General features: G+C 63.5%; 11 protein-coding genes and 1 tRNA gene. 6 read left to right on the top strand and 6 right to left on the bottom strand.

Features of this window, described 5'->3' with window-relative positions; translation table 11 throughout:
* The coding region (locus tag JSE7799_RS06860) for an EF-Tu C-terminal domain-related protein (protein WP_245624823.1) at positions 1–577 on the top strand (577 nt) is incomplete at its 5' end.
* Between the two features lie 250 nt (positions 578–827).
* On the opposite strand, the gene JSE7799_RS06855 is transcribed toward JSE7799_RS06860, so the two are convergent.
* Complete coding sequence (locus JSE7799_RS06855) at positions 828–1,103, bottom strand: hypothetical protein (protein WP_055662952.1); 276 nt, start codon at positions 1,101–1,103, stop codon at positions 828–830.
* A gap of 326 nt (positions 1,104–1,429) precedes the next feature.
* On the opposite strand from JSE7799_RS06855, the gene JSE7799_RS06850 reads away from it, so the two are divergent.
* From JSE7799_RS06850 to JSE7799_RS06835, 4 genes are all read left to right on the top strand, one after another.
* Positions 1,430–1,505, top strand: a tRNA-Trp gene (locus JSE7799_RS06850).
* A 242-nt stretch (positions 1,506–1,747) separates the two neighbouring features.
* Positions 1,748–2,710: a TRAP transporter substrate-binding protein gene (locus JSE7799_RS06845; protein ID WP_055662951.1), complete on the top strand. Its 963-nt coding sequence runs from the start codon at positions 1,748–1,750 to the stop codon at positions 2,708–2,710.
* Between the two features lie 36 nt (positions 2,711–2,746).
* Positions 2,747–3,268 (top strand): TRAP transporter small permease, encoded by a 522-nt coding sequence (locus JSE7799_RS06840; RefSeq protein ID WP_055662950.1) that lies wholly within the window; start codon positions 2,747–2,749, stop codon positions 3,266–3,268.
* The gene (locus JSE7799_RS06835; RefSeq protein ID WP_055662949.1) at positions 3,268–4,566 is read left to right on the top strand and encodes a TRAP transporter large permease; all 1,299 of its coding nucleotides are present in this window, start codon (positions 3,268–3,270) and stop codon (positions 4,564–4,566) included. Before JSE7799_RS06840 ends, JSE7799_RS06835 begins: the two co-directional genes overlap by 1 nt.
* A 308-nt stretch (positions 4,567–4,874) precedes the next feature.
* Here JSE7799_RS06835 and JSE7799_RS06830 read toward each other — a convergent pair whose 3' ends face one another.
* Genes JSE7799_RS06830 through JSE7799_RS22110 form a run of 4 tightly spaced genes read right to left on the bottom strand, consistent with a single transcriptional unit; the run spans position 4,875 to position 8,984 of the window.
* Positions 4,875–6,422, bottom strand: coding sequence for a phospholipase D family protein (locus JSE7799_RS06830; RefSeq protein ID WP_055662948.1), 1,548 nt, complete (start codon positions 6,420–6,422; stop codon positions 4,875–4,877).
* A gap of 20 nt (positions 6,423–6,442) precedes the next feature.
* A complete protein-coding gene (locus tag JSE7799_RS06825) occupies positions 6,443–8,128 on the bottom strand; it encodes a sensor histidine kinase (RefSeq protein WP_055662947.1) in 1,686 nt (561 codons plus the stop codon).
* A 50-nt stretch (positions 8,129–8,178) separates the two neighbouring features.
* Positions 8,179–8,769, bottom strand: coding sequence for an RNA polymerase sigma factor (locus JSE7799_RS06820; protein ID WP_055662946.1), 591 nt, complete (start codon positions 8,767–8,769; stop codon positions 8,179–8,181).
* Entirely contained in the window at positions 8,766–8,984 is a 219-nt protein-coding gene (locus tag JSE7799_RS22110) for a NepR family anti-sigma factor (RefSeq protein ID WP_055662945.1), read from the bottom strand. Before JSE7799_RS22110 ends, JSE7799_RS06820 begins: the two co-directional genes overlap by 4 nt.
* A 101-nt stretch (positions 8,985–9,085) precedes the next feature.
* On the opposite strand from JSE7799_RS22110, the gene JSE7799_RS06810 reads away from it, so the two are divergent.
* Complete coding sequence (locus tag JSE7799_RS06810) at positions 9,086–9,898, top strand: response regulator (RefSeq protein ID WP_055662944.1); 813 nt, start codon at positions 9,086–9,088, stop codon at positions 9,896–9,898.
* Positions 9,899–10,074: 176 nt separating this feature from the next.
* Here the strand turns inward: JSE7799_RS06810 and JSE7799_RS06805 are convergent.
* Positions 10,075–11,001 (bottom strand): IS1380 family transposase (locus JSE7799_RS06805; RefSeq protein ID WP_055662953.1); only part of this gene is annotated, 927 nt, incomplete at its 5' end.

Here is an 11,001-nt window from a genome sequence, read left to right as displayed (position 1 = left end):
CGAGCGTGCCGTGGACCAGCCGTTCCTGATGCCGATCGAGGACGTGTTCTCGATCTCCGGCCGCGGTACCGTCGTGACGGGCCGGGTCGAGCGTGGCGTGATCAACGTGGGCGACGAGATCGAGATCGTCGGCATCCGCGACACGCGCAAGACGACCTGCACGGGTGTCGAGATGTTCCGCAAGCTGCTCGACCGCGGCGAGGCGGGCGACAACATCGGCGCGCTGCTGCGCGGCGTGGACCGTGAAGGCGTCGAGCGCGGGCAGGTTCTCTGCAAGCCGGGTTCGGTGAAGCCGCACACGAAGTTCGAGGCCGAAGCCTACATCCTGACGAAGGAAGAGGGCGGGCGTCACACGCCGTTCTTCGCGAACTACCGTCCGCAATTCTACTTCCGCACGACGGACGTGACGGGAACGGTCGAGCTGGCCGCCGGCACCGAGATGGTGATGCCGGGCGACAACGTGTCCTTTGGTGTCGAGCTGATCGCGCCGATCGCGATGGAGCAGGGCCTGCGCTTCGCGATCCGCGAAGGCGGCCGCACCGTCGGCGCGGGCGTGGTCTCCAAGATCACCGAGTGAGGATGGCCGCTCCGAAAAGGGCGGACTCTCGACCGTACCGGCGAATACTTCGCTGACAGCACAAGGGCCCCCGCGGGGGCCCTTCTTGCGTTCGGGGGGGCCTACTAGGTTAGTGAAGACAGAATAAAGCGGCGGCGCAACCCACGGGCGTGACCGTTGGGTGTAGGGTGCGTCCTCGACGAAATCGCTGCCGATCGCGCACGAAAAAGGGCGGCTCATGGCCGCCCTTTCAACGTTCCGGTAATGCGGATCAATTGTTGGCGATGATCGCCTCGATCTGAACCTTGGTCTGGTTCTCGTCATCATCGGACTCGAGGATCGACTTAATAGCGGCAATCTGCCCGAGGGTCAGGTCGTCCATCGTATCGGTCGGGATGCCGAGACGGTCAAAATCGCTCATGAGCGCGGTCTGCAGCATGTTGTAGCCTTCGTTCATCGACGAGGCCGACATGTGCGCTTCGGCGAATGCCATGCCGCTGAACGAGAGGGTGGCAGCGGTTGCGAGTGCGGTTACGGTGCGGATCATAATGTGCTCCTTAAAGCGGTGGCTTATTTGTGCTGACGCACAGCGCCGCGTTGGTTTGCAGCACCTTGCGGCGTCGCATATCCAACACGAGAGCCAGGCCGAGGTTCCCGAGGATTTTCGGCATGCCCGCAAATCGGGATCACGTCCCGGTGATTGCGAAGGGAGCTGATCGATCGTCATTTGATCCATGCGGACCGGCAGCACATCCTTTTTTTGCCATCTTTGAGTTTGTCCCGAAAGGGGCGAACAGATGCCGAGAAGCGAGGCGAACTCCGCTGCGCCCTCTTGCGCAAGCCCGTCCGGCACCGTATGCCCGCCCCACCTGAAGGGGTATAGCTCAGTTGGTAGAGCAGCGGATTCCAAATCCGCAGGTCGCGGGTTCGAATCCTGCTGCCCCTGCCATTTCCCGCGCGAAGCGCGTGACATCTTCCGCTCCGCAAACATGATTCGATTGCCGCCGGCAACTCCGCCCGCCGTGACGCCGCGAACCCGCCTGCGTTTCTGGGCATGATTGAAGGCCGTCCGGTGCTTTCGGTGCGGAGGCGGGGCATCGCGGATTGCCGCGTCCCCTGACTTGGGTCAGTCTGCGACCACACCGGACCTGCCGACCGAACGCGCAGGCCACGCCAGACGGGAGAGACCAGATGAAAATGACTCCGATAGCCGCCTTGCTCGCAGCCGCGACCGCGATACCCGCCGCAGCCCAGTCCTGGGACATGCCGACACCGTATGGCGACGCGACATTCCACACGCAGAACGTCTCGCAATTCGCCGAGGATCTCCGGACGGCGACGGAGGGGGGGCTCGACATCACGGTCCACTCGGCCGGATCCCTGTTTCCGCATGGCGAGATCAAGAATGCGGTGCGGTCGGGTCAGGTGCAGATCGGCGAGTTTCTCCTGTCGCAGATTTCGAATGAAGATGCCGCCTACGGTCTCGATAGCCAGCCGTTCCTCGCGACCTCCTACGAGGAGGCTCGTAGCCTATGGGATGCGCAGAAGCCGGTTATCTCGGAGCTTCTCGCCGAAGAGGGGCTGATGCCGCTCTTCTCCGTGCCGTGGCCGGCGCAGGGGCTTTATACCAACGGCGAGATCGAAGCCGCGTCCGATCTGGAGGGGCTGCGCTTCCGTGCCTACAACGCGCAACTCGAGGAATTCGCGGCCCTGACCGGCGCCGCGCCGGTGCAGGTCGAAGCCCCCGACATTCCGCAGGCCTTCGCAACGGGGCAGGTCGAGGCGATGATGACGTCGCCCTCGACCGGTGCCAATTCGTCGGCCTGGGATTTCGTCACGCATTACGGTCAGGTCGATGCATGGCTGCCCAAGAACATCATCGTCGTGAACGAGCGTGCCTTCCGCCGCCTCCCCGAGGAGACGCAGCAGGCGATCATGGAAGCCGCCGAGGCCGCCGAGGCGCGCGGCTGGGAGATGTCGATGGAGGAGACCGAGGCCAAGACAGTCGAGCTGGAGCAGAACGGGATGACGATCTACGCCCCGTCCGACCAGCTTCGCGAAGACCTTCAGGCGATCGGCGAGGACATGCTCGAGACGCTGGAGGCTTCCGCCTCCGACGAGGCCAAGGCGATCCTGTCGGATTACCGTGAGTGAGAGAACGGGGCCCTGCGGGGCCTCCGTCCGTCCGTCATGACCCTGTTTCTCGACCGCCTCTACCGTGCCGCCGCGATCATTGCGGCGAGCTGCATCGGCGCCATCTGCCTGCTCATCTCGGCGCAGGTGGTGCTGAATGCGGCGACGCGGGCGGGGCTGCCGCTGCCGGCGACGATTCCGTCCTACGCGGATTTCTCGGGCTTTCTTCTCGCGGCCGCCACCTTCCTTGCGCTTCCGTGGACGCTGCGCACCGGCGGGCATGTGCGCGTGAGCCTCGTCACCCGGATGCTCCCGCGCCGCACGGCCTTCGTCGTCGAGCTGGCGGTGCTGGTGCTCGGAGCCTCCTTTGCCGGCTACGCGACATATTACGCCGCGCTGCTGGCGTATGAGAGCCACGCCTTCGGCGATCTCTCGCGGGGCATCGTCCCCGTGCCGCTATGGGTGCCGCAGGTCTTCATGGTGGCGGGGCTTGCGCTGCTGACGGTGGCGCTCCTGCACAGCTTCGCGCAGACGTGGGCTGCGCGTGCGCCGGTCCTTGGCGGCGGGGAGGAAGCCTGATGGATCTCGTTCTTATCGGGCTTGTACTCCTCGTGCTCCTGTTCGCCTGCCTCGCCGCCGGCATCTGGGTGGCGATGGCACTGGGGGGCGTGGCGCTGATGGCGCTGCTGCTTTTTTCCAACGCGCCGGCGGGGCTGGTTCTGGCCACGACCTTCTGGGGTCACTCCCACTCCTGGAGCCTCACCGCGCTGCCGCTCTTCATCCTGATGGGCGAGATCCTGCTGCGCTCGCGGCTCAGTCGCGACATGTTCAGCGGCCTTGCCCCGTGGCTCGGGCGCCTGCCGGGACGTCTGTTGCACGTCAACGTGCTGGGCTGTGCGATCTTCGCGGCCGTCTCGGGCTCTTCGGCGGCGACGGCGGCGACGATCGGGCGGATGTCGGTTCCCGAACTGGAGGGGCGCGGTTATCCGCAGAGCCTCGTCATCGGCACACTGGCCGGGTCCGCCACGCTTGGCCTGCTAATCCCGCCTTCGATCATCCTGATCGTCTACGGTGTCGCCACGGAGCAGTCGATCGCCCGGCTCTTCGTGGCCGGACTGCTGCCGGGGCTGATGCTTGTCGGGCTATTCTCGGCCTACGTCGCCGCCCGTTCATGGCTGAACCCCGACCTGATCCCGGCCCGTGGGGAACGGCTGCCCTATCTGGCGCGGCTCAAGGCATCGCGGTCCCTGATCCCGGTGGCGCTTCTGATCGGGGGGGTGATCGGGTCGATCTATACGGGCCTCGCTTCGCCCACCGATGCGGCGGCTCTTGGCGTCGTGCTGGCGACGATCCTTGCCTTTGCCACCGGCGGCTTCTCCTGGCGACTGCTGGGGGAGGCGATGATGGCGGCCACGCGAACCTCGGCCATGATCGCCTTCATCCTGCTGGGCGCGGCCTTCCTTGCCGTGGCCATGGGCTTCACCGGTATTCCGCGCGGGCTGGCGGCCCAGATCGGCGCGATGGGTCTATCTCCCTATGCGCTTCTTGCGGTGCTGACGTTGTTCTTCATCGTGTTGGGCTGCTTTCTGGACGGCATCTCCGTTGTCGTTCTGACCACATCGATCATCCTGCCCATGGTCGAGGCAGTAGGCATCGATCCGCTATGGTTCGGCATCTACCTCGTCATTGTTGTCGAGATGAGCCAGATCACGCCCCCCGTCGGTTTCAACCTGTTCGTCATCCAAGGATTGACCGGGCTGAACATCCTGCGGATTGCGCGCGCGGCCTTTCCCTTTTTCCTGCTGCTTCTCGTGGGCGTCGCCCTCATCACGGTGTTTCCCGGCATCGTCACAATCTTGCCCAATGCCATGGGCTGAAACGGATGAACGCCTGGGGGAGGGGGCACGGGTCAGCCTGTTTTGATGCAGAGGAAACGCGTGCGGGTGTTGCCGGATCGGCAGACTGGAACAAATGCAACTTTTGCGGGAACCGATCTCGCACGGGCGTGTTCCGTCATCGAGAACGGCGGCGCCATTTCCCCTCATCCTTGGCCCCCGGGATCAGCCGAACCGAACGTGCAGGTCTTCCCTCGGACCAGTTGATGCACCGGGTTCACGGCCAGACAGGGTCTGTCCCGCGCTTCCATGCCCCCGCAGGAGCATGCGGGGCAGGCCCTGCGACCGTCTCAGACCATCTCTTCCGGAATCCCCGGCAAATGCCTGCCGAACCTGCGTGCGGGAGCCGCGGAGTACGGCAGGATGAAGCCGTGCCGAGCCGCAGGATCGCGCCGCGCATTCGCACGCGCCCGATCTCTCCAGGCCGCCACGGCACGGGCGGGATCATCGAAAACGTCGGGAACATCCCCCCCGAGCCAGTGAGACATGCAGCGATGCCGCAGGTGGCGGACATCCTCGGCGCGTTCGAGTTTCACGCCGGCTTCCGTATCCCATTTGAAGCTGCGGCCGTTGAGGTTGGCCGAGGAGACGAGAGCTTGGCGGTCATCGAAAATCGACACCTTCGCGTGGACGTAGATCAGGGGCGCGCCGTAGAGTTGACCGCGCCCGCCCGGTTCCGCCTTGCGCGTCTGCGCCGGTGCGCCGAGGAACAGCCGATCGCCGAACGCGTGCTGAAGCTTCATGACGCAGCGCGCCTGCAGGTATTCGCCAAACCGTGCGTCGCTGCCGTCATTGTCCTGAAAGGCGACATCTTCCGGCGCGGCTGGAAGAATCACGATAAGATTAAGGTTCGGATTTCTGCGCCCTTCACGCTCCAGCGTGCGGGAAAACGGCCGGTCGCGAAGGAACTGGGTCTCGATATAGATGAGGCGTTCGCTCGATCTGGCCGCGGCATGATGCGCGTCGGCCAACTCCGTCTTTATGATCCGCGGCGACATGTACGGGATCTCGATCCTGCGCTTGGCCGAAAGAGTTCGCAGGATGTGCGGCGTTTCCGGCGGCTTCCGGCCGCCCTCCACCACGTCAAGAAAGCTTTCGAGATGCGTCTCCGCATCCTGCGCAGCCGGGCCGCGCACAAGAAGCTGAATGTCGTGCCACGTCGAATGGCCCGGTTTCTTGTGTTCAAGCGTGTCGTAGCGCCGATCGTTGAGGTCGAGGCCGCCGATATAGAGTTGCTCGCCGTCAAACAGCGCGAGCTTCTGGTGGTGCGTCACCGGCGTCAGCTGCGGTCGGCTGAAGGGGCGAAGCAGGACTTCGTCGCGCAGGATACGCAGATAGGGGCGAAGCCGCGGCAGCTCCGACAGACGCCGGCGACGCGCCGCCTCCTTCGCGGCATTGAGGCCCTTCACCGTCTTTAGAAGATACGCGCGCGCACTTGGCCACAGGGCGAGCCCGGGAAGCCAGCCGACGCGAGCCGGGTGGAGCGCGGCCGTGGCATGGATGAGGTCGGGGCGTCCCGACGCCTCGCCCGCCGCGATCAACTGGCGGACGCAGCGGTTCGCCCGCTGATGATAGTCGGGGCGGATGACCGGATCGAAATCGCTGACGACGATCCGAATGCGCACGCCGCGTTGCAGGGTATGAACGACAAGGTCGAACCAATCCTCTCCGATCTCGCGCGCCTCGGGAGAATGCAGCCGCGTCGATGGATCGAAGATCCGGAAGGACAGGGTCACCCGTTCCTTCGCGTTCAGGAACAATCTTTCGAGTTCGGGAAAGGCTTCGGAGCCCGTCAGGAACACCCTGACGTCTTCGACATGATGCTCATGCTGGTTCATGTGGGTCCTTCGATCGGGCTCTAATAGGCGCCTGGCGCGGGGGCAAAATCGGAGGCCGTGAAGGTGACTTCCAGGCGGAAGATGCCGCCTGCCTCCTTGGTTCGCACGTCCGCGTCAAGTTGTGTAGCGAATGCTCGGATCAGTTTGCGCCCCATTCCACCGGGACGCTGGATCGGTCGCGGTTCGGCCGGCGTTTCGTTCCGGATCTCGAAGGTGCACCGGCGCTCCTCGTCCCCGTCCTCGGTAAATTGTACGGCGAGCCAGCGGCTCCCGGCGCCCTCTTCGGGCATGTGTTTGAGGGCGTTGATGACGCCCTCGGACGCCAGAAGCGACAACGGCACCGCCTGATCGGGATAAAGCCAGACATCGGCGACATCGATCTGCAGGTCGACATCGTGATGTTCACCGCTCAACTCGACCGAACGGACGACGACTTCCCGGATCAGGTTTCCGACATTCACGAGGCCGCTCTCGTTCGTCTGGTAGAGATCGCGATGAATGGTCGCCATTCCGTGCACGCGGTCCTGTGTCCTGCGAAGGGCTTGGCGGGTCTCATCGTTGTCGCTGTCGCGGATTTGCAGGTTGATGATCGACGAGATGAGCTGAAGGTTGTTCTTCACCCTGTGGTGGATTTCCTTGACCAGCACGCTCTTGGCGCGGACGGCATTTTCCATAGCCGCCTCATCCCGGATCAGAACGTCTGTCATCGCCTGAAACGCCTGTTGGATGCGCAGGATCTCCGTCGGCGGATCGCCGGCATCGGGTCGGTCGGGCAGACGTCGTGCGGCGGCGAACAGGGCCATCTGCCGGCCCAGCCGCTGAAGATGCCGCGTCAGAAGGCGGTGCACCGCCATGAGCGCGACCACGAGACTGACGAGCCACATCAGGGCCGGGAACAGGACGGTCAGCATCTGTCCGCTCCGTTCGCCGGACATCTGTGCGCCTTCCTCCCAGATGCCCAAGACGTAGAAGAGACCCTGCTCGACGGGGGCGAACGTATATATTCGCTCCTCCCCCGAGGCATCTTGTGCACGGATGGCACGCGACGGGCCTTGAGAGATTTCCCTCAGGGTCAACGCTTCGGGCAGGAACGCGCCGACATTCGACGTCTCGTCCATCGTGCTGAGAATTTGTCCCTGCCCGTTGAACGTGACCAGTTCGAGGAGATCCTCCGAGAAATCCTGCGCCTTGAACAACGAGAGGCTGCTATAGGGGGTAGAGATCGTGACATAGCCCGCCATGGCCCCTGTCCCCGGCTCGAAAACCGGGACGGATATCATCAGGACGGTATCCCCGCTGATCGGCCCTGAACCGGTGATCTGCACACGCGGCCGTGGATTGGCCATGGCCTCCGCAAAGATCGGGTCGTCGCTGAAATCATACGGGGCGCCGCTTGAGGCACAGGTCATTATGCCGTTCGTCGGGATGTAACCTGCAAAGCCGAATTGGGGGACACGATCCGTGACCGCACGCATTCGCGCCGAGCAAATTTCGGGATCCTCGATCAGGTTCGGCACCAGCGCCGCCAACGTGGCCGCGGCGCCGGTGGCCTGGCGCACGTCACGGCGCTCGATCGAGGCGGCCTTTTCCGTCAGTGCCAGAAGCGCAAGCTCCGCATTCTCGCTGGCCTGTTCGGCCACGCGCTGCGTCTGAAACACCGCCATCAGCCCGATCGGAAGCAGCGCCACCGAAAGCAGCGCTGCCAAGCGAACACGGACGGATTTGTGCCATGGGTCGGTTGTCTGGCCCGAGGGCGTCAGCGCAACACGCTCCCGCCGCCGGCCACGACCGCCATGGTCGCGCTGTCGGTCAACTCCATCGAGCCGTCCTCGCCAAGCTGAAGAAGCTCAGTCAACTTGGCACGCCCGCGGTTGGCACGGCTCTTGATCGTGCCGATGGCGACGCCGCACATGTCGGCGGCCTCCTCGTAGCTGAACCCCGAGGCTCCCACGAGAATGAGCGCCTCACGCTGCTCGTCGGGCAGGGTCTCGAACACCTTCTTGAAGTCGGTGAGATTCAGGTGGCCGTCATGATCCGGCTTGACCGAAAGCCCTCCGGTCAGGTTTCCCTCCGGATCCGCAACCTCACGGTTAAGCTTCCGTCGGCTGGAGTAGTAGGTGTTGCGAAGGATCGTGAAGAGCCAGGCGCGCATGTTCGTGCCGACCTGAAATTTCTCGATGTTGGTCCATGCCTTGACGACGGTGTCCTGCACCATGTCATCGGCCGTGGCCCCATTACGCGTCAGGCTGAGCGCGAACGCTCGGAGGGCCGGAAGATGTTCCAGCAGTTCCTCCCGAGGATCGACTTCGCCGCCCTTCGCCGTCTTCTCTCGATTGCGTGCGGTCATGCGTCATCTTTCCCCGTCTCGGCATCCTGAGCCTTTAGCACGGCCAACAAATCCTTGAAGCGGTCCGGCAGGTCCTCCTGCACGAGATCGGAATAGACAAGTTTCAGATTCTGGTCGATGAGCGCGGCGATGCGAGGATCGGTATCTTGCGACGCGTCCGTCGTTTCGATGTCCTCCGCTTCCACGCCCACCCCCTTCTCGGTGTTGTTCTTCATACTGTCCGGTCTGCTTTTTTTGCGAAAATCTAAAAGGTCCGGAACTAACCGCACGGTTACCAGTTTGGTTCCAAGAAAAGAACTGGAAGGCAAGGCACCGCATGTCTGCAACAACGGAAACGGTTGATCTTTCGGATCGCATCGCAAGGGAACTCCCGTATCTTAGGCGTTACGCCCGGTCGTTGACCGGTAACCAGCAATCTGGCGACACATATGCGCTCGCCACGCTCGAGGCCATACTTGAGGATCGTTCCTCCTTGGCCGGCACCGATGAAACGAAAGTCGGCCTTTACAAGGCTTTCCACGCGATCTGGAGCACATCCGGCGCACCTGTCGCGGCCGAAGGGTCCGAGGTTCAGGTTCGGGCGCAGGACCTGCTCGGTCAGCTCCAGCCGAACACCCGCGAAGCATTGCTCCTTTCCACGGTCGAGGATTTCTCGATCAGTCAGATCGCCACGATCATGGACGTGGACCGCGACGAGGTCCGCCATCTGATCGCGACCGCGCGTACCGACATGGAAAAGAGCGTCGCCGGGCGGATCATGGTCATCGAGGACGAGCCGATCATCGCCGCCGACATTTCCGCAATCGTCGAGGATCTCGGCCACACGATCATCGGCGTTGCCCGTACCCGCAGCGAAGCAGTGGAACTGGGTGCGACGGAGCGTCCAGATCTTATCCTTGCCGACATTCAGTTGGCGGACAATTCGTCAGGTATCGATGCGGTTAACGACTTGCTTCAGGCCATGCCCGACATCCCGGTGATCTTCATCACGGCGTTTCCCGAACGCCTCCTAACGGGAGACCGTCCCGAGCCCGCTTTTCTGATCTCGAAGCCCTACAAGGAAGAGCAGGTTCAATCAGCGGTGAGTCAGGCGATGTTCTTCTCGTCAACCGATACCCTTCGCGCCTGACGATGCTTTTAGCCCGCATAATTCATGAAGCTGCGGACTTGTGCTCCGTGGGATGGTTTCCCCGGTCTCGGTTTTCTTGCGCGCACCCGGTGTTTGCGTCCGGTTGGCATGCCGGCCGGTGACTTGGGTCTTGGGCGATACGGGTTGATGTTTCGGGGTTTGTCGGGGCGCTTGCGTCAGGCTGTTTTCGGTGGGGCGAGGGCGTCGAAGAGAAGGAGGAGAAGTCCCTTTCGGGGACACGAAGCCGGCAGGGTCACGATGATCCGGGTCTTCTTTTCGACGATGGTGGCGGCCAGTTTGACGAGATGTAGCCGCAGCGTGTCGAACTGGGCGCGGCGCCATGGTGAGCGCTTCGGGCAAGCCGCGCGGAGCTTCCACCAGACCCAGTAGGCGCAGCCGTGCAGCATCAGGCGCATCTGGTTGGCGTTGGCTTTCGAGCACGACGTCCGGTCTGCTGCGAGGTGGGTCTTCCACGCCTTGATGTGGTTCTCGGCCTGGCCGCGAGCGGAATAGAGCTTCTCGTAAAGGTGCTTACCGCGACCGCCCTCGAGGTTGGTGACGATGTAGCGGGTGTCCCGACCCATGGGGCCAACCTCGACGCGGGCGATGGCGCGGCGGGGTTTCGACCACGACAGAGCCGCGTAGGAGAAGGTTTTGAACCGGCGCAGCTTCTGACCCGGCGTCCGGACGTAGCGCGCCGCTGTCGATGCCTCCAGAGCCGAGATGTTCCGCGCCAGACGGCCGTTCTTTGACAGACCGAAGACATAGCGCAGCCCGAGCCCGTCACACAGGTCCAGAACCTGCGGGGTGCAGTAGTGGCTGTCGGCTCGCAGCAGGATTTCTGTCTCGGGCCAATGCCTGGCGATCTGCCGGATCAACCGGCGGATGTGGGTCGCGCTCTCGGCCCCATTGGGGCGGCGGGCCGGGCGCAACAGTGTCCCGACGAGCCGGCCTTCGCCGTCAAACACGACGATCGGCTGGAAGCCGAACTCGTCGTAGAACGCATTGAACAGGCGCAGCTGCTGGTGGCCATGCACCGCGTCAAAGGTATCATCGATATCGAGCACGATTCGGCTTGGGGGGCGCGCAAAGGACTGACAGTA

This window comes from Jannaschia seosinensis, assembly GCF_001408515.1.
GTDB lineage: Bacteria > Pseudomonadota > Alphaproteobacteria > Rhodobacterales > Rhodobacteraceae > Jannaschia > Jannaschia seosinensis.
The sequence above is the reverse complement of the archived record's forward strand: the minus strand, read 5'-3'. Positions and strand labels throughout refer to the sequence as shown.

What these genes read in the sequence shown, in the direction of transcription:
- JSE7799_RS06845 (WP_055662951.1), top strand. Translation starts at nt 1,748, where the DNA reads ATGAAAATGACTCCGATAGCCGCCTTGCTCGCAGCCGCGACCGCGATA.
- JSE7799_RS06855 (WP_055662952.1), bottom strand. Translation starts at nt 1,103, where the DNA reads ATGATCCGCACCGTAACCGCACTCGCAACCGCTGCCACCCTCTCGTTC.
- JSE7799_RS22110 (WP_055662945.1), bottom strand. Translation starts at nt 8,984, where the DNA reads ATGAAGAACAACACCGAGAAGGGGGTGGGCGTGGAAGCGGAGGACATC.
- JSE7799_RS06835 (WP_055662949.1), top strand. Translation starts at nt 3,268, where the DNA reads ATGGATCTCGTTCTTATCGGGCTTGTACTCCTCGTGCTCCTGTTCGCC.
- JSE7799_RS06820 (WP_055662946.1), bottom strand. Translation starts at nt 8,769, where the DNA reads ATGACCGCACGCAATCGAGAGAAGACGGCGAAGGGCGGCGAAGTCGAT.
- JSE7799_RS06840 (WP_055662950.1), top strand. Translation starts at nt 2,747, where the DNA reads ATGACCCTGTTTCTCGACCGCCTCTACCGTGCCGCCGCGATCATTGCG.
- JSE7799_RS06810 (WP_055662944.1), top strand. Translation starts at nt 9,086, where the DNA reads ATGTCTGCAACAACGGAAACGGTTGATCTTTCGGATCGCATCGCAAGG.
- JSE7799_RS06830 (WP_055662948.1), bottom strand. Translation starts at nt 6,422, where the DNA reads ATGAACCAGCATGAGCATCATGTCGAAGACGTCAGGGTGTTCCTGACG.